Here is a 20,509-nt window from a genome sequence, read left to right as displayed (position 1 = left end):
CGGCGAAAGCCGGGATCTCCCTGCCTTTTCCATCATGGAGAAATGAGATCCCGGCTTTCGCCGGGATGACGGCCCTGATTAAGTTACCTCAACCCGCGCGGCCGTTGGGGGCGCTGGCCTGTTGCACCGGGGGCGGGGCGCAGGCGGCCTTGAACAGATCCTTGCGGGTCCAGCAGGCCTTGTCCATCGATACCGGCTGGATCGGCACGTAGATCTGGCGGCGCGCGTGGATCATGTCGCCGGCCGGGATCAGGCTGTTGCGGAACTCGCGCATCCGGTCGATGGCGAGCTGGGTCAACTTGCCGCGGCCGAGCTTGCGCGCCTCGCGTCCGATCGCGCTCGCCGTCTCGCAGAAGCCGAGCTGGGCGTGCATCGTCGAGAAGCCGTTATAGGTCTTGGTCGTGTAGTTATCGAACGTCTTCTGCCAGGTCTTGCCGCCGGTCCGTTTGAAATAGGCGCCGAGCGTCTTGTAGGCGTCGTTGAGCTCCGCCGCGTTCTTCGACAGCAGGTCGTTATAGTTGGGCACCGTCAGCAGGATCGGCGAAAACTGGCACTGGAGCGCTGCCACGTTGAGCCCCGCGCGCATGTTCCACAACATATGCGCCCTGAGTTCCGCCGGCGTCGCCTTCGGCAGCGGCTGACCCAGGCCGGCTTCGTCGCCGACCACCGGGCCGCCCGTGAAATTGGGCTGCACCCAGAAAAGATAGGCGGAAGCGGGGGCGGCCTGGCCCACCGCCAGCATCGCCGCCATCCCCGAAACCAACCATCGAACCATGCTTTCTCTCCCGAACCTCAGAGAACCGCCCGCCCGACAGTGCTCGACCATTTTCCTGATCCGCGATCGATCACATCGCGTTGACGGCGTTGTCCGCAGCGGCGCCGTTTTCGGCGGCGGCCGCAGCAGCGCCCGCCTGATCGAGAGTCGCGCTCTCGACCGCCGTCATGTCGTTCATCGATCCGTCGCTGGCGTTCATCTCGACGATATTGGTGTCGCCGCCGCTGTCCTTCTTGCCGCAGGAGGACAGGCCCGCCGCAGCCATCGCCAGGCTGCCGACGAGAAGAAGATGGATCGAACGCGTCATGATTACTCCCCGCATACAGGCTCTTGGCGGGCAGGATATAGCCAACGACTCGGGCGCTCAAGAGTCCTTGTCGGATCGGCTGGAACAGCGCAGCGCGGCGAGCATCGCCGGGAAATGGCGGTGCAGCGCTTCATCGACCCTGGTCATGTCCGCGGCGACGCCGAGCCGTGCCATGCTGGTCACCGCGAACTCGCCGAGCCCGCACGGCACGATCCCCGAGAAGTGCGACAGGTCGGGGTCGACGTTGAGCGAGAAGCCGTGGAAGCTGACCCAACGGCGGACCCGGACGCCGATCGCCCCGATCTTCGCCTCGTCGGCCCCATGGCCGGTCCAGATGCCGACCCGGCCGGGCTCGCTGCGCCCGGCGATGCCGAAGTCGGCCAGCGTCGCGATCACCCAATTCTCGATCGCTGCGACGAAGCAGCGGACGTCGCGCCCGCGCTTGTCGAGGTCGAGCAGAACATAGCCGACCCTCTGGCCTGGGCCGTGATAGGTGTATCGGCCGCCGCGTCCCGACCGGAAGACCGGGAAGCGGTCGGGGAGCAGCAGCTCGTCGTCCTCGGCGCTGGTGCCCGCCGTGTAGAGCGGGGGATGCTCGAGCAGCCAGATCAGCTCGCGCGCTTCGCCCGCGCGGATCGCGGCGGCGCGCGCCTCCATCTCCGCCACGGTCTCGGCATAGGGAGACAGGCCGGGGGTTACCCGCCATTCGATCTCGTCGTCCACGGTCATGTCCTTCGCATATTGCCGCTTTCGGCGATCGATCAAGTGCTGCGCGATTGCGCTCGGCACGCCCGGCGGATAGGGGGCGCGGACGGGGTGTGGAGTAACCATCGAATGACGGCTTTCTCGCTGGGAACGGTCTGGGAAGAAACGATCGCCTTCCTGCGCCGGGAGAGTGGGCTTCTCGTCCCCGTCGCGCTGGCGGTCTACGGCCCGGCCCAACTGCTGTTCGATGTCGGCATGCAGGCGCTGATGTCCATGCGCGGCGCGGGGGAGGCGGTGCCGTCATGGCAGGCGCTGCTGGTCGTGCCGGGCGGGCTGTTGATGCTGCTCGGCAATCTCGTCGTCTCGCTGCTCGTCCTCGCTCCGGGCATCAGCGTCGGCGAAGCGCTTGCGGCTGGGCTGCGCAGGCTGCCGACCGCGCTGGCCGCGATGCTGCTGCTCGGCGTCGCCATCCTCGCGGTGATGCTTGCGATCGTGGTCGCCGCGACGCTGGGCGCGGTCACTTTCAAGGCCGATCCGCGCTCGCCGGTGATCGCCAGCCAGCTCCTTGTCCTGATCATGATCCCGATCGGCCTGTTGTGGCTGCGCCTGTTGCTGCTGCCGACGGTGATCGCGGTCGAGCCGCTCGGCGCGATCGATGCGATCCGGCGGTCCTGGGCGCTTGGCCGGACCAATGTGCTGCGGCTGCTCGGCGTCTGGTTGCTGCTGCTCTTCCTCAGCATCATACTGGCGATGATCGAGATGTTCGTGGTCGGGTCGCTGACCGAGCTGCTCAAGCTCGGCATCGGCGATATCGGTCTTGCCTCGGCCGTCCAGATGGTCGCCAACGCCGCGCTCGAGGCGCTGCTGTCGATGGGCCTCGCGGTCTATCTGGCGCTGGTCTACCGCACGCTCGCGTCGCGCTGATCGAACAGCGGGACGTGCGGCGCGGCCTCGCGCGGCAGCACGCCGGCCAGGCGCGGATCGGCGAAGGTCTCGACCGCACGCGCAAAAGGCACGAAGCCATGGCGGCGATAGAAGCCGAGCGCGCCGGGATGGTCGAGCGTGCAGCTATGCACCCACATCCGCTCGACGTCCTTGCGCCAGCCCAGTGCCAGCGCCTGCGCCATGAGCCAATTGCCATGTCCCTTGCCGGCCAGCTCGGGGATGAAGCCGAAAAAGGCGATCTCGGCCTCGCCGGGCCGGCGGAAGTCGAGTTCGAGCAGCCCGATCTCGATGCCGTGCCGGTCCTCGACCGCATGAATCTCGACATCGGGATCGCCGATGATCGCGGCCAGCTCCGCCTCCGTCATCACCAGCCGCGAGAACCACAGCCACGGCTCGCCGATGCGGCGGAACAGCGCGCGATATTTGTCTGTCGACGGCGTCTTCCACCGTGCCAGGCGGAAGGGCGCGTTGGGCGCCGGCCTCGGCCGGGGCCGCTCGAGCATCTCCAGCGAGGTGACGACGGTCGCCACCATGTGCGGGGGAACCTCGGTCAGCGGCACGGGATCATCATTCCCACGTCGCCTCGGGCGGCAGGCTCATCAGGATCGCGTCGATGTTGCCGCCGGTCTTGAGGCCGAACAGCGTGCCGCGGTCGTAGACCAGGTTGAACTCGGCATAGCGGCCGCGGAAGTTGAGCATGCGGCGGCGGTCCTCGTCGCTCGCGCTCTGGTGCATGCGGGCACGGACGATCTTCGGGAAGATGTCGAGGAAGGCTTCGCCGACGTCGCGGGTGAAGGCGAAATGGGCTTCGAACCCCGCTTCGTCCTCGACGTCGAGATGATCGTAGAAGATGCCGCCGACGCCGCGATGGACCTGGCGGTGCGGGATCCAGAAATAATCGTCAGCCCACGCCTTGAAGCGATCGTAATAGTCGGCGCCGTGCGGGTCGCAGGCCGCCTTCAGACGGGCATGGAAGGCTTCGGTGTCGGCATCGTAGGGGATCGGCGGGTTGAGGTCCGCGCCGCCGCCGAACCAGCGCTTCGTGGTGGTGAGGAAGCGGGTGTTCATGTGGACGGCGGGCACGTGCGGATTGGCCATGTGCGCGACCAGGCTGATGCCGGTTGCGAAGAAGCCGGGGTTGTCCTCGCCCGCGCCGTGGATTGTCCTGGCGAATTCGGGCTGGAAGGCGCCGCCCACGGTCGAGACGTTGACGCCGACCTTCTCGAACACGCGGCCCTTCATCAGGCCACGGACGCCGCCGCCGCCCTCGCCGGCGGGATCGCCGTCGCGGTTCCAGGGGGTGTAGCCGAATCGGGCGTCGCTGCCTGCCTCGGCCTCGATCGCCTCGAATGCGGCGCAGATTCTGTCACGCAGCGATTCGAACCATGCGCGCGCCGCCGCCTGCTGCGCATCGAGCTGCAATGTCATTGGGGCCATCCTCCGGTCTGCCTCAGCGCCTCGGCCAGCGCGATGCCAGCCGAGACCGCCATATTCAAGGACCGGAAGCCCGGCCGCATCGGAATGCGCACGCGCAGATCGGCCCGGTCATGCACCGGGCGCGGCACGCCGGCGCCCTCCGATCCGAGCAGCACTATGTCGTCGGGCAGGAAGCTGGCCTTGTCCAAGGTCAAATCGGCGGCGGTGGTGAGCAGCACGATCCGGCCCGTCGCGCGGGATTCGAACGCTTCCCAGTCGGCATGACGGCTGATCTCGGCTGCCTCGGCATAGTCCATGCCCGCGCGGCGCAGCGCACGTTCGGAAAAGGGAAAGCCGCACGGCTCTATGATGTCGACGGGGACGCCGAAGCATGCCGCCATGCGCAGGATCGTGCCCACATTTCCGGCAATATCGGGCTGGTGAAGGGCGATCCGCATCGCGCTGCTGATAGGCGAATGTATCGCAATGCCGCAATAATCGGAAAATGGGATTGGCAAAGCCGACAAAGCGGCGCTATCAGCGCGCAGCCGCCGGGGATTTTGCGGGCGGCCGCGCATGCGTGGGGGGAAAGGCTGTTTGTCGGACCCTTTGGCGCAGGCGCCGAAATCGTGGCAGCGCAAAGGTTCCGGAATGGCGACGCTCGAAACTACAGAAACGCCCGGCGAAGGGGCCGGCGACGGCGTTCGTCGCCGTGACTTCATCAATCTCGCGGCGGTAAGCTTCGCCGGCGTCGGCGCGGCGACGGTGCTGCTGCCCCTGATCAACCAGATGAATCCCTCGGCCGACGTGCTCGCGCTGGCTTCGATCGAGGTCGATCTCTCGGCGATCAAGGAAGGCCAGGCGATCAAGACGATCTTCCGCAAGCAGCCGCTCTTCGTCCGTCACCTGACGGCCGCCGAGATCGCGGCGGCGGACAAGGTCGACCCGAGCTCGCTGCGCGACCCGCAGACGCTCGAGCAGCGCACGGTCGACGGCAAGAAGCAGTGGCTCATCACCATGGGCGTCTGCACCCATCTCGGCTGCGTGCCGCTGGGCGCCGGCGAGGGTGAGATCAAGGGCGAGTTCGGCGGTTATTTCTGCCCGTGCCACGGTTCGTCCTACGACACCGCGGCGCGCATCCGCAAAGGCCCGGCGCCGAAGAATCTCGAAGTGCCGAAATACGCCTTCAAATCCGATACCGTCGTCCAAGTCGGCTGAGGTAGACAGACATGAGCTTCCCCTGGGCAAATCACTACGCGCCTAAGCATCCGCTGATGAAGTGGATCGACGACAGGCTGCCTCTGCCGCGTCTGGTCTACAACGCGGTCGGCGCGGGCTATCCGGTGCCGCGCAACCTCAACTATTTCTGGAACTTCGGCGTGCTTTCGGGCGCGGCGCTGGCGATCCAGATCGTCACCGGCATCGTGCTGGCGATGCATTATGCCGCCAACGGCCTCGTCGCCTTCGATTCGGTCGAGCACATCATGCGCGACGTGAACTCGGGCTGGATGCTGCGTTATGCGCACGCCAACGGCGCGAGCTTCTTCTTCATCGTCGTCTACCTGCACATCTTCCGCGGCCTCTTCTACGGATCGTACAAGGCCCCGCGCGAGATGGTGTGGCTGCTCGGCCTCGTGATCTTCCTGCTGATGATGGCGACCGCCTTCATGGGCTATGTGCTTCCCTGGGGCCAGATGAGCTTCTGGGGCGCCAAGGTGATCACCGGCCTGTTCGGCGCGATCCCGGTCGTCGGCACCCCGATCCAGACCTGGCTGCTCGGCGGCTTCGCCCCCGACAACGCCGCGCTGAACCGCTTCTTCTCGCTGCACTATCTGCTGCCGTTCGTGATCGCGGGCGTCATCATCCTGCACATCTGGGCGCTGCACATCCCGGGTTCGAGCAACCCGACCGGCATCGACGTGAAGGGTCCGCAGGACACGGTTCCGTTCCATCCCTATTACACCGCCAAGGACGGTTTCGGGCTGGGCGTGTTCCTGATCCTCTATTGCGCGGTGCTGTTCTTCGCGCCGAACGCGATGGGTCACCCGGACAATTATATCGCCGCCAACCCGCTCTCGACGCCGGCGCACATCGTGCCCGAATGGTATTTCTGGCCGTTCTACGCGATCCTCCGCGCCTTCACCGTCGACTTCATCCTCCCGGCCAAGCTGTGGGGCGTGATCGCCATGTTCGGTTCGATCATCCTGCTGTTCTTCCTGCCGTGGCTCGACAAGTCGCCGGTCCGCTCGGGCAACTATCGTCCGGCGTTCAAGAAGTTCTTCTGGCTGCTCGTCATCGACGTGCTGATCCTCGGCTATTGCGGCGGTTCGCCGGCCGAAGAGCCCTACGTCATGATCAGCCAGCTCGCCGCGGCCTATTATTTCGCGCACTTCCTGATCATCCTTCCGATCGTCTCGCGCATGGAGCGTCCGCTGCCGCTGCCGAACTCGATCACCGAAGCGGTGCTGGAAAAGCACGGCAACGCCGCGGCCTAAGGGGGATATAGAGACAATGGTTCGTCCCATCGCATTCCTCGCCGGCCTCGGCTTCGTCTTCGTCCTGCTGTTCTCGCTGGTGACGGGCGCCGTCGCCTATATCAGCGAGCCGCCGGCCAAGACCGCCGAGCATGAGTTCCACCTGCACCCGAAGGAGGTTTCCTTCGCGTCGGATGGCCCGCTCGGCAAGTTCGACCGCCAGCAGCTCCAGCGCGGCTTCCAGGTGTACAAGGAGGTCTGCTCGGCCTGCCACTCGCTCCACCAGGTCGCCTTCCGTGACCTGAAGGATCTGGGCTTCACCGATGCCGAGGTGAAGGCGATCGCCAAGAACTGGGCGACCGAGGTCCCCTCGATCAACCCGGAGACCGGCGAGCCCGCGACCCGCAAGGGCACCCCGGCCGACAAGATCCCGGCGCCCTATGCGAACGAGGTCGCCGCCCGCGCAGCGAACAACAACGCGCTGCCGCCGGACCTGTCGCTGATGGCCAAGGCGCGTCATGACGGCGGTGCCTATATCTACTCGCTGCTGACCGGCTATCAGGACCAGCCCGCGGAACTGCTCAAGCATTTCCCGGATGCCAAGACCCCGGCGAGCCTGCACTACAACCCGTACTTCGCGAACCTGAACCTCGCGATGCCGCCGCCCCTCGCGGCCGACGGGCAGGTCACCTATGCCGACGGCACCAAGTCGACCGTCGACCAGATGGCCAAGGACGTCTCGGCCTTCCTGATCTGGACGGCGGAACCGAAGCTGGAGAAGCGCCATGCCACCGGCATCGCTGTCCTCGGCTTCCTGCTGATCGCCACGATCCTGGCCTATCTGTCCTACCGGAACATCTGGGCGGGCATCAAACACTGAGCCAGACCGGTTCGATCAACGGAAAGGGCCGTCCGGGCGACCGGGCGGCCCTTTCCTTATGGATCGTCGGCAAAGAGGGGACAGTCAGCGCATGACTAGCAATCGTCTCGGCCTGATCGGCGGCAGCGGGCTCTATCGGATGCCGGCATTGTCGGATGGCGAATGGATCGCGGTCGACACGGCCTGGGGCGCGCCATCGGACTCGCTGCTGCTCGGCACGATCGCCGGCCGCGAGGTGGCGTTCCTGCCGCGCCACGGCCGCGGCCACCGCATTGCCCCGCACGAGGTCAACTACCGTGCCAACATCGCCGCGCTGAAGGCGGCGGGCTGCACCGAGATATTGGCGGTGTCGGCGGTCGGTGGCTTCCATGCGGACGTGCCGCCAGGCAGCTTCGTCCTCGTCGATCAATATGTCGATCGCACCACCCGCGGCGGGCGTAGCTTCTTCGGAGACGGCATCGTCGCGCACGCTGCGTTTGGCCACCCGACCTGTACCCGTCTCGGCGCGGTCGTGGCCGCCGCGCTGGCGGAGGAAGGCGGGCTGCACCGGATCGGCGGCACGATGCTGGTGATCGAGGGGCCGCAATTTTCGACCCGCGCCGAATCGCTGCTGCACAGGAGCTGGGGGTGCGATGTGGTCGGCATGACCGGCCTGCCCGAGGCGCGCCTCGCCCGCGAGGCCGAGCTTTGCTACGCCAGCGTCGCGATGGTGACCGACGATGACGCCTGGTCGGACATTCATGTCGATGTCGCTTCGGTGATCGCGATCATGGAGGCCAACGTCGCCCGCGCCCAGGCGCTGGTGGAAGCGGTCGCCGCCGGCACATGGGGCGGCATCCACTGTCCTCAGGGCTGCGACCATGCGCTCGACGGCGCGGTGATCACGGCACCCTTGGCCTGGCCTCCCGCGACCAAGCGACGGCTGGCGACGCTGCTGCCCCGGTTGTTTGGATGAGACAGCTCGCCTTCTCGCTTGCTGCGCTGCTCCTGGTCGCGGCCCCCGGGCTCGCGCCAGCGGCCCATTGGTGGGAGGCGGGGCCGCCGCTGCCGGTGCTCACGGGGCGGGTGACTGACGAGGCTCGGTTGCTGCCGCCTGCCGTCGCTCGCGACATTGATCAGCGGCTCGCCCGGTTGGAGGCGGCCACAGGCCATCAGTTTGTTGTGCTGACCGTGCCCAGCCTGCGCGGTCAGCGGATCGAGGATTTCGGGATTCGTGTCGGGCGTAGTTGGGGGATCGGCCGCAAGGGCATCGATGACGGCGTACTGCTCATCGTCGCACCGAATGAGCGGAAGGTGCGGATCGAGGTGGGCTACGGCTTGGAGAAACCACTAAGCGATCCGCTCTGTGCGACGATCATCCGCGACACGATCCTGCCGCGCTTTCAGAAGAGCGACATGGCCGGTGGGATCAGCGCGGGCGTGAATGCCATCATCGCGCGGATCGGCAGGTAGGGGCCAGCTTCAGGTCGGGCGGCGATGCTGGATGTTGGTGACTTTCAGCGTCATGACGACGTCGCCGTCCTGGTTGAACACGGTCAGCCGGAAGGTGACGAAGCCCATCGTCGGGCGCGAGCGTGGCGTGCTCTTCGACAGCACCTCGGCCTCGACGCTCAGCGTGTCGCCGGGATAGACGGGCTTGGTCCAGCGCAGCTCGTCGACCCCGGTCCCGCCGAGCGAGAAATAGCCGTCCTCGGTCCAATGGTCGGTCAGGATGCGCATCACCATCGCGCAGCTATGCCAGCCGCTGGCCGCCAGCCGGCCGAAGATCGGGCTCTGCGCGGCGGCTTCGTCGTCGAGGTGGAAGGGTTGCGGATCATATCTGGAGGCGAAGTCGATCACCTCCTCGCGCGTCACCGGATAGGCGCCGAAGCGCTCGACCTGGCCTTCCTGATAATCCTCGAAATAGCGCATCCGGTCATTCCTGCTTTCGCGTCATCCCGGCCTCCGCCGGCATGACGGATTTTTGTCTAATGTCTATACATTGAAGCGGAACAGCATGATGTCGCCGTCGTGGACGACATAGTCCTTGCCTTCCGACCGGAGCTTGCCCGCCTCGCGTGCGGCGGCCTCGCCGCCCAGCGTGACATAGTCGTTATAGGCCATCGTCTCGGCGCGGATGAAGCCGCGCTCGAAGTCGCTGTGGATCACGCCCGCGGCCTGCGGCGCCTTCGATCCCTTCTCGACCGTCCAGGCGCGCGCTTCCTTCGGGCCGACGGTGAAGAAGGTGATCAGGTCGAGCAGCTCGTAGCCGGCGCGGATCACGCGGGCGAGGCCGGTTTCCTTGAGGCCGAGGTCGGACAGGAAATCGGCGCGGTCGGCGGGGTCGAGCGTGACGATCTCGGCCTCGATCGCGGCCGAGACGATCACCGCCTTGGCGCCTTCGGCCTTCGCCTTCTCGAACACGCGCGCCGACAGTTCGTTGCCATCCGCCGCCGCGCCCTCATCGACGTTGCAGACGTAAAGAACCGGCTTGGAGGTGAGGAGCTGCGCCTGGGTGAAGATGCGCGCCTCGTCGTCGTCCTTCGGCTGGGTCAGCCGGGCGGGCTTGCCGTCGCGCAACAGGTCGAGCGCCTGGCCGAGCACCGATGCGGCGGCCTTGGCCTCCTTATCCCCCTGCGCCGCCTTCTTGGCGAAGGCGGGAACGCGCTTCTCGAGGCTTTCGAGGTCGGACAGCATCAGCTCGGTCTCGACCGTCTCGGCGTCGGCGATCGGGTCGACCTTGCCTTCGACATGGGTGACGTCGCCGTCCTCGAAGCAGCGCAGCACATGGACGATCGCGTCGACCTCGCGGATGTTGGCGAGGAACTGGTTGCCCAGCCCTTCGCCCTTCGACGCGCCGCGCACCAGCCCGGCGATGTCGACGAAGGCGAGCTGCGTCTCGATGATCTTCGCCGATCCGCCGATCTTCGCGATCTCATAGAGGCGCGGATCGGGCACCGCGACCTGGCCGATGTTCGGCTCGATCGTGCAGAAGGGATAGTTGGCCGCCTGCGCCGCGGCGGTCTCGGTCAGTGCGTTGAAGAGGGTGGACTTGCCGACGTTCGGAAGCCCCACGATGCCACAGCGAAAACCCATAATCTCTCAAGCCTTGTTCGGATGCGCGCCCGATAGCCGGTGCGGCGGGCAAAGGCCAGTGCATGCCGCAAAAAGCAGAAGGGCCCCGGAGCATCCTCCGGGGCCCTTCCTGTGCATCCGATCCGGCCGGATCAGGTCCGGGACGGCGTGAAGGCCTTCAGCTCGGCGGGCACGCTGACCGGGATGATCTTCGGGGCGGGCTTCGCCTTGGGGGCGGTGCCGGTCGGCGTCACGGAGCTGGGCGCGGGGGCGGCCGAGCCACAGCTTCCCGAGCTGGTCCTGATCACGCGGGGCTGATCGGCCCCCTGGCCGGCGGCGGGCGCGCCGTCCGAGCTGTAGCTGACCGTCCGGGTGCAGCCATCGGCCGATGTCGTGCTCGACACGAAGCTGTAGTGCATCACGCCGACCGGCTGGCCCTGCGCGTTGGTCATGACGATGCCGGGGCCGCGTTCGGCGGGCGTCGCAGGCATCTGCGCCCGCATCGCCGCAGCCTGCTGCATCATGGCCTGGGTACGGGCTTCCATCATCGCCGAGATGCGCTCCATCTCGGCAAAGGCCGAATCGGGGCCGAAGGCGGCATCGAACAGGCTGACGGGGGCCGGGGCCGCGACCAGGACGACCTGCGGGGCGACACTGCCCTGATAGCGGACGTGCTGGACCGAGCCGTCGGGCATTGCGATCAGCATGACCTTGTTGTCGTCGCCGGCGGCGAAGGCCGCTCCGGCAAGAGCCGCGGTCGCCACGCCGGCGATGATCGCGGTTCGGACAAGACGCATGGTATCCCTCCATTCGTAAAGTCGATGGCGCGGAAGCTAATCCGGCGTAGCTGAACCTCCGATAAACGAACGGTCTCGACACATCCGATCATGCCAACGGCCCAGCGTCGTCAGGGCGATGGCGGCGCCGAGCAGACACATCAGCATGTCCCACTGCGTATCCCAGGGATCGCCCTGGGTCCCGAGAAAGGCGTCGGCACCCTGGCCGAGCGCGACTGCCGCCGCGAACTCGATCAGTTCGTACAGGGCGCTGATCGCCAGACAGATCAGCAGCACGATCGGTGTCAGCAGGTTCCTTGCGCGAAGGACGGCTCCGCGGACGAAGATTTCGCGGATGACGATCGCGGGAACGAAGCCCTGCATCAGATGCCCGAAACGATCATAGGGATTGCGCGCGAGCCCCAGCCAATCCTGCACCGCGAAGCCGATCGGCACGCGCGCGTAGGTGTAGGCGCCGCCGAGCATCAGCACGAGGCCGTGAAAGCCGATCAGGCCCAGTGCGAGCGGCGTGAACCGGAAGCGATGGCGGATGGCGAACAGGATCGGCCAGGCGATCAGCACGGGCGCCACCTCCATCCACCAGGTCGCCCTGTCATAAGGCGCCCGGCCGGACAGGATCAGCCCGGCCAGCCAGATCGCGCCGAGCCAGTATAGCGAACGGCTTTCCGCTCTCACGTCCGACGCCCCCCAAAGTGCACCGGACCACTGCTATGGCAATGGAGGGGATGGCCGCAAGCCGTGGCTCAACCGGCCAGCAGGCGCGGCGTGCGCAGCAGCAGCGTGACCCGCGCCCCGCGCGTGCCGTTCTCGACGCGGACCTCGCCGCGATGGCGTTCGGCGATGGCGCGGACGATGACGAGGCCGAGGCCATGGCCGCCGAGCGTCGAGCGGGGCTGGACCGGCTCCTCCTGCTCGGGAAAGCCCGGTCCTTCGTCAGTGACGGCCAGCTCGAGCGCCGGCTCGCCGTCGCGGCGCGCGTCCTGCGCCTCGACGGCGATGGTCGCGCCCGGCGGCGACACCTTCAGCGCATTCTCGATCAGGTTGGCGAGCGCCCGGATCACCAGCTCGCGATCGCCGACGAACGCGGCGGCGGCGACGGTGCGGGTGATCCGCACCTGCTTCTGGTCCTCGGCGACGGCCTCGTAGAGGTCGACCGCATCCTCGACCGCGGCGGCGATGTCGAACGGCACGGGCGGTGAACGGACGTCGGATTCGATCTCGCGCAGTTCGAGCAGCGCATTGAACGCGGCCATCAGCCGGTCAAGCTCCGCCGCCGCGCGCGCCGCCTGCCTCGCGATCTCCGGATCGGCGGCATCCTCCATCGTCGACAGCCGCGCGCGCACCCGGGCGAGCGGGGTGCGCAGGTCGTGGGCGATATGGTCCGACGCCGCGCGCAGGCCGTGGATGCGGCGTTCGAGCTCACCGAGCATGCCGTTCATGTGGCGGGCGAGGACGCCGATCTCGTCGGGCGGTCCGGGATCGGCGATCCGCGCCTTGACGTCGCCCTCGCCCACCCGGTCGCAGACCCGGTTGAGGCGGCGGATGCGCGCCGCGGTCTGCCCGCCGACGATCAGCGCGGTTGCGATCGACAGCCCCATCAGCACCAGCACGATGCCGCCACCCCACAGCCCCAGCGATCGGCGCAGCGCGCTGGCCGAGGCGACCGGCCGCGCGATCAGCAACGCCGCGCCGCCGGGCAGTCGCCGCTCGACGCCAATCAGTTCGCCACGGCCGTCGGGCGCGCGGGCGGCGACATAGCCCTCGCGCCACGGACGCACCGCGTCGGGCCAGCGCGCCCAGGTGCCCTGGACCCGACCGTCGGAATCGCGGAACAAGGCGATGCGGGGCTGCCCCGTGCGGCCGGCATATTGGCCGATCTCGCCGACCGCCGAGGCGAGCAGCGGCTGGGCGGCCGGGCTGCCCATCACCCCGGGGAGCTTCTCGTCGAGGGCCTCGAAATCGCGTTGCGCGGCCTCGGCGGCCGTGATGCGGCGGGCGTCCCGGTCGACCATGGCGAGACCAAGCATGCTGAGCGCCAGCGCCAGCACCGAGAAGAAGCCCAGCAGCAGCGCCGTCTTGGCGGAAAGATGCAATGGTCTCAAGCGGGCCCGTCCAGCCGCCGCAGCATCAGGCCCTGGCTCCGCACCGCGACGATCAGCGGGCTGAGACTGGCGGGGAGATCGGTGCCCGCCGCCTCGAGCTTGCGGCGCAGGCGGGAGACGTGAACGTCGATCGTGTTGGCGAAATTGGCCGGCACGAAATTATAGGTCGACCAGCAGACCGACCAGAGCATCGACCGCGTCACCGGCAGACCGATATTGCGCGCGAGCAGCGACAGGATCGAGAATTCCCGCGCCGTCAGGTCGAGCAGGGTGCCGCACAGCGACGCCGTCATCGTCCCCGCGTCGATCCTGAGCGGGCCGCAGACCAGCTCTGTCCCCGCCGGCGATGCACCGTCCCATTCGCGCCGCCGCAGCAGCGCGGCGAGCCGGGCGAGCAATTCGATCTCCGACAGCGGCTTGACCGCATAATCGTCGCCGCCGCCCGCCAGCCCCTCGATCCGGTGCCGCTCCGATCCCAGTGCGGTCAGGAACAGCGCCGGGGCGCGGGTCGATCGGCCGCCTTCGGAACGGATCCGCCCGAGCGCGCCGAGCCCGTCGAGCTCGGGCGTCTGCCGGTCGAGGATCAGCACGTCGAACGGGTCCGCGCTCGCCCGGTCGACCGCGTCGGTGCCGGTGGCGACCACGTCGACCCGCGCGAAGCCGGCGCGGCCGAGCGCGGTCGCCAGCAGTTCGGCGACTTCGGTCTCGTCCTCCAGGATCAGCGCCGATCGGCCCAGGAACAGGCTGCGGAAGCTCTGCTCGATCATGATATCGTCTTCTTGCCCCATGGCGTCATCATGCCAGCCCGCCGTGGAAAGGAAAGCGGGACGCTTCGGGCCGTCAGATAAATTCAGGCCAACGTGCTGGCCTGCCGGGCGCGGCCATTATAGACCGGAACCATGAAGCGCCTGAGCATCCTTGCCGTCTTGCTGCTGATCGGCGCCGCCGCGCCGTCGGCGATCGAGGACGCGGCACTCGGCCTCAAGCTGGCCGATCATGCGCGGCGCACCGGCGACGCACGCGAGATGCTTGTCGCGGCACGCATCGTCGCAGCGAGCGGCCTGCGCGAGGCGGAGGTCAGGGACGGGCGGCTGGTCGCGCGGGCCGGGCTGCCCGATCGGTCGCCGATCGCCGTCGCGCTGGCGGAAGAGGCGCGGCTGATGGCACCTGGCGACGCCGCCGTCGCCGCCGAGGCGGAGGCGTTGGCCCTGGCGCGGCCCAAGGGCATCGTCGGCGGAAGCTGGGGCAGTGGGCCGCTCCAGTTCCGGCAGATGCTGCCGGCCGGCGAGAGCGTCGGCTGGACGGTGCGGACGCGCGCGGCCGAGCCGGCCTTCGTCTCGGCGATCGGCGATGGCGACGCCGACCTGCACCTGAGCGTCGCCGACCGGCGCGGGCGCACCGTCTGCGACGAACGCGGCAATGCTTATTATCCGCTTTGCCGCTGGTCGCCGCCGCGCGCTGCCGACTATCGGGTGATCCTCGGCAATGCCGGTCGGGTGCCGACGCGGGTGGTGGTGCTCAGCAACTGACCGGAGGGCGCCGATCCGGGTTGTGAACTGGATCACCATCTGGGTCTTCGAACCATGTCATGCTCGGCCCGTCATGTGGCCCTTTCGCAGAAAAACCCGATCGCGCGATGATGATGCATCGGCGACGATCGACGCTGCGATCCTGTTCACGGCGCAGCGCTGGTGTGCCTTCAGCCGCTCGGTGGCCCTGCCCGCCGAGATGACCCTGCGCGACCGCATATCGATCTTCGCCCGCGCGCTCGACGAGAGCCTGCACGGCCATTTCCCGACGCTTGTCTCCGCGCCCGAGCAGGTGATCCTGCTGATCATCGCCAAGGGCGTCGAGCAGTCGGGCCTGCTGGCGCGCGGCGAGATCGAACGCGAGCTGGGGATCATCCTGCCGCATTGAGAGCCGCGATCAGGCGGCCCGGAACCGCAGCAGCCGCGCGCCGATCGCCTTGCCGTCCGTGTCGCGCGCGATCAGCACCAGCGTCTCCTCGCCCTTGGGCAGTTCGCGGCCGGTGCCGGGATCGCGGGTGACGAAGGTGAAGCCGACATTGGCCCAGCGGCCCGGCGCGACGATCAGGCCGAGTGGCGGAGCGAGGCTGGTGTAGCCGCCTGCCGCGTCGCGATACCAGGCCTCGATGCGCAGCGGTTGTGGCGGCTCGGCCATGTCGACGCGGACATGGTCGCAATGCAGAAGAAGGGTGAGGTCGCCGCCATCGTCCGACCGCGGCCGATTGCCGCCGTCCGCCTTGCACGCTCCGGCTCGATCGATCGCCAGCGCGGTGGCGAAGGGCAGCGGCGGCAGCGCGCGGGCGAAGTCGACCATGTCGGGCGATCGCCCGTCGAACAGTAGCGGCGCCGACAGGTCGCCCGCCGTCCAGAAGGCGCCGATCGTTCCGCCCCGGCGCGGGCTGCCGCTGATCCCGGCGGCGAGCGCAGCGAAGCTGGCGGGGCGGTCGGGGGCGATTGCGCGGGCCAACGCCTTGGTGAAGGCGCCGCCGTCGCCGTCGTCCCAGGCGATTGCACCGGGACCGGCGGCGGCGAAGGCGACCAGCCGCCCGCCACCTGCCAGTCCGCCGTCGACGAAGCCCGAGGGATCAACCGCCCCGCGCAAGGGAGCGCCGGCCGGGATGCCGAGCCGGGAGGGCGGAATCGCCTTGGGCGTTCCCGAACCGCGCAGCAGCCCGCCGCCGGTGCAACTGTCGATCACCATCCACACGTCGACGCCGCGCGCGCGTAGCTCGCCGACACGACGGCCGATCTCGTCGTCGACCAGCGCGCCGGGTACCGTTCGGCTGCGCGGGTCCCAGGCGCCGGCATCCGCGGCAAGGAACAGCTCGTCCTTTCCGTCGGGCTCGATCGGGTCGGCGGCCCTGGCGGGCGCCTGGGTGCCGTGGCCCGACAGGAAGATGACCGCGCGGTCGCCGGCGGCCGATGCGGCGGCGAGCCGGTCGAGCGCCGCGCGGATCGCGGCGAGGGTGGCGCCGTCGCCGGTCAGCATCGTCAGCGCCGCGCGGTCGACACCCAGCGTCGCGAGCGCTCCGGCCATTCGATCGACGTCGTGCGCCGCGCCGGGAAGAGCGAAGACGGCGAGGCGCGGATCGGAGAAATGCGAGACGCCGACCAGCACCGCGCGCGTCTCGGCAGCGGCCGGAGCGGCCGAGAGCAGCGCCCCCGCGAGCGCGGCGAGGAGGAAGCGCATTCGCATCACTCCCTCTCCATAGGCGCGCGCACGGGCCGCCGCCAGCGCATGTCAGGAAACGTCAGGGAGCAAATCGGGCGGTCCGTGGCAGAGCCTGCGCCGGGGTAACAGGGGAGATATCGTGACACGTAGCATCTGCTTTTCCGCCGCCGCGGCGATGGCGGCCGCGCTGGCCTGCGCGCCGGCGTCGGCGGCCATGGACGAAACCGTGAAGGGTGCGCTCGCCCTTCAGCAACAGGGCAAGGCCGCGCAGGCCTACGACATGCTGGCGCCGCTCGTCGGAACCCGCGCTGGCGACCCGGACTATGACTATGCGCTGGGCCTCGCCGCCGCCGACAGCGGCCGCGCGGGCGAGGCGATCCTCGCCTTCCAGCGCGTGCTGTCGGTCCAGCCCGGCAACAGCCAGGCCCGCGCCGAGCTGGCCCGCGCCTATGCGCTGGGCGGCGACGTCGACACCGCGCGCGCCCAGTTCAACACCGTCGTCCAGGACCCGACCCTGCCCGATCCGGTGCGGCAGCGCTTCGACGGCATCGTCCGCCGCTTCGACCGGGAGGTCGCCGGCGGGAGCACCGACGTGTCGGGCTTCATCGACGCCTCGGCCGGCCATGACAGCAACATCAACAGCGCGACCAACCTCTCGTCGATCACTATCCCGCTGTTCGCGGGCCTCGGCCCTGGCACGCTGGGTGGCGCTGCGCGGCGGATCGACAAGCAATATTACGACCTGCAGGGCGGCGTCAGCGTCGCCACCCCGGCCAGCCGGCAGATGCGCGTGTTCGGCAGCCTGCTCGGCACCTGGCGCGACAATATCGGCGACCGCACCTTCGATCAGGCCAGCCTGACCGGCACGGTCGGCGGCTCCTACAGCTTCGCCAGCCGCGACGTGCTGTCGCTGTCGGGGCAGGCCCAGAAATTCTGGCTGGGCCATGACGGCTATCGCACCGCCTATGGCGCGATCGGCCAGTACACCCACCTGATGGGCAACGGCGCGGCGCTCAGCGTCGGCGCGCAGCTCTACCGCTTCGACTATGACCGGGACCCGCTGCGCGACGCCGATCGCTATGCGCTGGCGGTCTCCTATGCCGACCGCATCTTCGTCGCCAGCGTGTCGGGTGGCAAGGAGGAGGCGCGGCGCAACGCCGGCGACCAGTTCTCCAACGGCTTCGTCAACGCCAATCTCGGCTTCGAATATTCGATCTCGCCGGGGCTGAACGTCGTCGGCGGCATCTCGGGCGAGCTGCGCCGCTACGACGACGCCGATCCGCTGTTCCTCAAGAAGCGCAAGGACGAGCAGATCGACGCCTCGATCGGCCTCAAATATCTGCTGACCGGATCGGTCTACCTCCGCCCGCGTGTCACTTACACGCGTAATTTCAGCAATATAGCGCTGTACGACTTCAAGCGTTGGACCGCCAGCCTCGGCGTCCGCTTCGAGTTCCGGGGGAATTGAACATGACCAGCACCACCTTCTTCGCCCGGCTCTCGCTCGGGCTCCTCGCCTCGGCGTCGATCGCCGGCCTCGCCACCCCCGCCATGGCGGGCAAGCTGCTCTTCTCCGACGATCCCGCCCTCGCCGGCGCGACGCTGGCGGCGGGGCAGGAGGTCCGCACCAGCGGCGGTACCACCCAGATCATGACCGACAATGGCAGCATCGTCTCCCTGGTCGGCGGCGGCGCGGTTCGGGTCGACGGCGACGACGTCACCGTGCTCGCGGGCAGCGTCACCGTCGCGACGCGATCGGGCGATTCGACGACCAGCGTCCGCCTCCCGGGCGGCGCCACCGCGCGGTTGAGCGGCGTATCGCCTTCGGGTTCCTTCACCGTCACCGGTGACGGCTTCACCGGTCATGCGCTGGGCGGCAACGTCTCGATCCAGGCTGACGGGCAGACCAGGGTCTACACCCGCGGTTCGGCCTGGCAGGGACAGGCCGGAAGCGGCACCTCGCGCATCTTCGCCAACCGGGCCGATCCCGCCCCGGCCGCGTCGCGGACGGCGGGGAGCGACGCGATCGAGCCGGCCGGCGACACCGCGCGGGCGGCCGCCGCCGGCGTGCCCGTCAACCTGGGCGAGGCGCTGGCGGCGGTCGGCGCGTCGGGCGACGTCGTGCAGGCGGCGCGCAACGTCGAGGCCTCGGCGACCAATCCGGCCGTTCCGGCCTTCCCGGCCGACGACGTCGCGACCCTGGTCGACTTCGCGGCGCAGCTTCAGTCGGCCTATGGCGGGCAACTGTTCGCGGGGGCCGAGCCCGGCATCATCCAGACCTATCTCGCCTATCTGGCGAACGGCGGTGCGGGCGACCAGTTCAAGGCGACCTATGCCGCGCTGATCAACCAGTATATCGACCTGCTGCGCACCGGCGCCTCCCCGGCGAGCTTTACCGGGGCGAACCAGGCGGCAGTGAACAGCTATCTCGCCTATCTCTCCTCGACAGGGGCGCTGCAGGGCCTTTCGGCGCAGAACCGGGCGCTGGCCGACGCCTATCTCGACTTCCTGTCCTCCGGCGGCGCCGCGACCGACTTCACCAGGAGCTATCTCGACGTCGTCAACGCCTATATCGACTTCATCAAGGGTGGCGGCGCTCCGGCCAATTTCACCGGCGCGACCCAGGACGTGATCAACGCCTATTTCGCCTTCCTGCAATCGAGCGGCCTTGTTGACGCGATCGCGCAGGCGAACCGGTCAGTGTTCGACGCCTATGCGCAATATCTCGCCAATGGCGGCACAGGCGTATTCGTGCCGCCCGGCGGCTCCAATCCGGGGACGGGCCCCGGCACCGGCCCAGTGGTGCTGCCCGACTATGCGGCCGCGCTGCAGGCCTATATCACCTTCCTCAAGGGCGGCGGCAATCCGAACGGGTTCAGCGGGATCACCGTCGATCTGATCCGCCAATATATCAACCTGGCGATCGACAACGGACTGTTCGCGGGCGTGCCGGCCCCGACGATCCAGCTGATCCGCGACGCGCTGAACCTGCTGGCGACGACAGGCACCTTCGACGCGATCGCGCCGCTGCTCGCCAACCTGACGCTGGTGCTGCCCACCATCCCGACCACGCCGACCGGCCCGACGACACCGACCACGCCGGTCACGGGCGACGGGACGACCGGACAGATGATCGCTTATGCCGGTGACGTGATCGGCATCGATTCGCGCGACAAGACGACGGTCACGACCGGCGACGGCGGCAAGCTGCTCAAATATGTCTGGACGACCAATCCCGATGGGGAATCGCCGGAGATCGGAACCAACAACGGTTTCGAGAGCGGCAGCGTTGCGGGCGTGATCGGCTGGACCCGTTGGGCGGGCGGCTCCACCGCCGGCAAATATTTCGGCAATCCGCCGGTCAGCCGCAGCGACAAGCAGGGTCTTCACCTCGTCTATGGGGCGCCGGCGACGAACCTGCCGACCAGCGGCACCGCTACCTATGCGCTGGTCGGGGCAACCAAGCCGACGATCAGCGACGGTTCGCGCGATCCTGGCACGCTCAGCGGCAGCGCGGCGGTGGCCTTCGGCACGACGCCCAAAGTCGGCCTGGACCTCGACGTCGCGATTGGCGGCTTCGTCTATCAGGTCAACACCAGCGGCGGCATCACCGATCCGGCGCAGAGCCAGATCTCGGTCCAGCCGGACATGAGCTTCTTCGCCAACAGCCTGAACGTCGCGCCGGGGGGACCGGTCTGCCCGGCCTCGAGCTGCCAGGCCGACATTCGCGGCTTCCTTGCCGGGCCTGGGGCGAGCCATCTCGGGATCAGCTACTCGGTCAATGCTCCGGGCGGCGGCCCGACCGTCACCGGCGCGGCGGCGTTCGGCAAATAAGGACTTCGGGCGCCGGCCATTC

General features: G+C 68.4%; 23 protein-coding genes. 10 read left to right on the top strand and 13 right to left on the bottom strand.

Going from position 1 to position 20,509, the window contains the following annotated elements; all coding sequences use genetic code 11:
- Positions 1-88: 88 nt before the first annotated feature.
- The 3 genes from B5X82_RS09370 to lipB form a co-directional block, all read right to left on the bottom strand.
- Complete coding sequence (locus tag B5X82_RS09370; RefSeq protein WP_079647867.1) at positions 89-775, bottom strand: hypothetical protein; 687 nt, start codon at positions 773-775, stop codon at positions 89-91.
- A 70-nt stretch (positions 776-845) separates the two neighbouring features.
- Positions 846-1,082 carry a hypothetical protein gene (locus B5X82_RS09365; protein ID WP_079647866.1) on the bottom strand — a complete coding sequence of 79 codons (237 nt, stop codon included), beginning with the start codon at positions 1,080-1,082 and terminating at the stop codon, positions 846-848.
- A 57-nt stretch (positions 1,083-1,139) separates the two neighbouring features.
- A complete protein-coding gene (gene lipB, locus B5X82_RS09360; protein ID WP_079647925.1) occupies positions 1,140-1,811 on the bottom strand; it encodes a lipoyl(octanoyl) transferase LipB in 672 nt (223 codons plus the stop codon).
- A gap of 105 nt (positions 1,812-1,916) precedes the next feature.
- Between lipB and B5X82_RS09355 the strand changes: the two genes are divergently transcribed.
- A complete protein-coding gene (locus B5X82_RS09355) occupies positions 1,917-2,711 on the top strand; it encodes a hypothetical protein (protein WP_079647865.1) in 795 nt (264 codons plus the stop codon).
- Here B5X82_RS09355 and B5X82_RS09350 read toward each other — a convergent pair.
- The 3 genes from B5X82_RS09350 to B5X82_RS09340 are packed head-to-tail and all read right to left on the bottom strand — an operon-like array spanning position 2,687 to position 4,606.
- Entirely contained in the window at positions 2,687-3,292 is a 606-nt protein-coding gene (locus B5X82_RS09350; RefSeq protein ID WP_079647864.1) for a GNAT family N-acetyltransferase, read from the bottom strand. The genes B5X82_RS09355 and B5X82_RS09350 overlap by 25 nt on opposite strands.
- Before the next feature lie 7 nt (positions 3,293-3,299).
- Positions 3,300-4,160, bottom strand: coding sequence for an oxygen-dependent coproporphyrinogen oxidase (gene hemF / locus B5X82_RS09345; RefSeq protein WP_079647863.1), 861 nt, complete (start codon positions 4,158-4,160; stop codon positions 3,300-3,302).
- Positions 4,157-4,606, bottom strand: a complete 450-nt coding sequence (locus B5X82_RS09340) for a tRNA (cytidine(34)-2'-O)-methyltransferase (RefSeq protein WP_079647862.1) — start codon at positions 4,604-4,606, stop codon at positions 4,157-4,159. The genes hemF and B5X82_RS09340 overlap by 4 nt, the downstream gene beginning before the upstream one ends.
- Before the next feature lie 193 nt (positions 4,607-4,799).
- On the opposite strand from B5X82_RS09340, the gene petA reads away from it, so the two are divergent.
- The 5 genes from petA (at position 4,800) to B5X82_RS09315 (ending at position 8,954) form a co-directional block, all read left to right on the top strand.
- Positions 4,800-5,366 (top strand): ubiquinol-cytochrome c reductase iron-sulfur subunit, encoded by a 567-nt coding sequence (gene petA / locus B5X82_RS09335; RefSeq protein ID WP_079647861.1) that lies wholly within the window; start codon positions 4,800-4,802, stop codon positions 5,364-5,366.
- A gap of 11 nt (positions 5,367-5,377) precedes the next feature.
- Positions 5,378-6,643 carry a cytochrome b gene (locus B5X82_RS09330; protein ID WP_079647860.1) on the top strand — a complete coding sequence of 422 codons (1,266 nt, stop codon included), beginning with the start codon at positions 5,378-5,380 and terminating at the stop codon, positions 6,641-6,643.
- A 16-nt stretch (positions 6,644-6,659) separates the two neighbouring features.
- The gene (locus B5X82_RS09325; RefSeq protein ID WP_079647859.1) at positions 6,660-7,502 is read left to right on the top strand and encodes a cytochrome c1; all 843 of its coding nucleotides are present in this window, start codon (positions 6,660-6,662) and stop codon (positions 7,500-7,502) included.
- Between the two features lie 91 nt (positions 7,503-7,593).
- Positions 7,594-8,457, top strand: a complete 864-nt coding sequence (mtnP, locus tag B5X82_RS09320) for an S-methyl-5'-thioadenosine phosphorylase (RefSeq protein ID WP_079647858.1) — start codon at positions 7,594-7,596, stop codon at positions 8,455-8,457.
- Complete coding sequence (locus B5X82_RS09315; RefSeq protein WP_079647857.1) at positions 8,454-8,954, top strand: TPM domain-containing protein; 501 nt, start codon at positions 8,454-8,456, stop codon at positions 8,952-8,954. The genes mtnP and B5X82_RS09315 overlap by 4 nt, the downstream gene beginning before the upstream one ends.
- Before the next feature lie 9 nt (positions 8,955-8,963).
- On the opposite strand, the gene B5X82_RS09310 is transcribed toward B5X82_RS09315, so the two are convergent.
- From B5X82_RS09310 to B5X82_RS09285, 6 genes are all read right to left on the bottom strand, one after another.
- Positions 8,964-9,413 (bottom strand): MaoC family dehydratase, encoded by a 450-nt coding sequence (locus B5X82_RS09310; protein ID WP_079647856.1) that lies wholly within the window; start codon positions 9,411-9,413, stop codon positions 8,964-8,966.
- 63 nt (positions 9,414-9,476) lie between these two features.
- Entirely contained in the window at positions 9,477-10,577 is a 1,101-nt protein-coding gene (gene ychF, locus B5X82_RS09305; protein WP_079647855.1) for a redox-regulated ATPase YchF, read from the bottom strand.
- Positions 10,578-10,708: 131 nt separating this feature from the next.
- Positions 10,709-11,353: a hypothetical protein gene (locus B5X82_RS09300; RefSeq protein WP_079647854.1), complete on the bottom strand. Its 645-nt coding sequence runs from the start codon at positions 11,351-11,353 to the stop codon at positions 10,709-10,711.
- 36 nt (positions 11,354-11,389) lie between these two features.
- Complete coding sequence (locus B5X82_RS09295; RefSeq protein WP_235862643.1) at positions 11,390-12,028, bottom strand: DUF2238 domain-containing protein; 639 nt, start codon at positions 12,026-12,028, stop codon at positions 11,390-11,392.
- A gap of 68 nt (positions 12,029-12,096) precedes the next feature.
- Positions 12,097-13,455: a sensor histidine kinase gene (locus B5X82_RS09290; RefSeq protein WP_079647853.1), complete on the bottom strand. Its 1,359-nt coding sequence runs from the start codon at positions 13,453-13,455 to the stop codon at positions 12,097-12,099.
- Complete coding sequence (locus B5X82_RS09285) at positions 13,452-14,222, bottom strand: response regulator transcription factor (RefSeq protein WP_235862642.1); 771 nt, start codon at positions 14,220-14,222, stop codon at positions 13,452-13,454. Before B5X82_RS09285 ends, B5X82_RS09290 begins: the two co-directional genes overlap by 4 nt.
- A gap of 132 nt (positions 14,223-14,354) precedes the next feature.
- On the opposite strand from B5X82_RS09285, the gene B5X82_RS09280 reads away from it, so the two are divergent.
- Both B5X82_RS09280 and B5X82_RS09275 read left to right on the top strand, forming a co-directional pair.
- Positions 14,355-14,984 carry a hypothetical protein gene (locus B5X82_RS09280; RefSeq protein WP_079647851.1) on the top strand — a complete coding sequence of 210 codons (630 nt, stop codon included), beginning with the start codon at positions 14,355-14,357 and terminating at the stop codon, positions 14,982-14,984.
- Between the two features lie 73 nt (positions 14,985-15,057).
- The gene (locus tag B5X82_RS09275; protein ID WP_223811248.1) at positions 15,058-15,372 is read left to right on the top strand and encodes a hypothetical protein; all 315 of its coding nucleotides are present in this window, start codon (positions 15,058-15,060) and stop codon (positions 15,370-15,372) included.
- A gap of 9 nt (positions 15,373-15,381) precedes the next feature.
- Here the strand turns inward: B5X82_RS09275 and B5X82_RS09270 are convergent, their stop codons facing one another.
- The gene (locus B5X82_RS09270) at positions 15,382-16,671 is read right to left on the bottom strand and encodes a caspase family protein (protein ID WP_176152512.1); all 1,290 of its coding nucleotides are present in this window, start codon (positions 16,669-16,671) and stop codon (positions 15,382-15,384) included.
- 121 nt (positions 16,672-16,792) lie between these two features.
- On the opposite strand from B5X82_RS09270, the gene B5X82_RS09265 reads away from it, so the two are divergent.
- Both B5X82_RS09265 and B5X82_RS09260 read left to right on the top strand, forming a co-directional pair.
- Complete coding sequence (locus tag B5X82_RS09265) at positions 16,793-18,121, top strand: surface lipoprotein assembly modifier (RefSeq protein ID WP_235862641.1); 1,329 nt, start codon at positions 16,793-16,795, stop codon at positions 18,119-18,121.
- Positions 18,122-18,123: 2 nt separating this feature from the next.
- Positions 18,124-20,487 carry a hypothetical protein gene (locus B5X82_RS09260; protein ID WP_079647848.1) on the top strand — a complete coding sequence of 788 codons (2,364 nt, stop codon included), beginning with the start codon at positions 18,124-18,126 and terminating at the stop codon, positions 20,485-20,487.
- Positions 20,488-20,509 lie beyond the last annotated feature (22 nt).

Source organism: Rhizorhabdus histidinilytica (genome assembly GCF_900167915.1).
Taxonomy (GTDB): Bacteria; Pseudomonadota; Alphaproteobacteria; order Sphingomonadales; family Sphingomonadaceae; genus Rhizorhabdus; species Rhizorhabdus histidinilytica.
The sequence above is the reverse complement of the archived record's forward strand: the minus strand, read 5'-3'. Positions and strand labels throughout refer to the sequence as shown.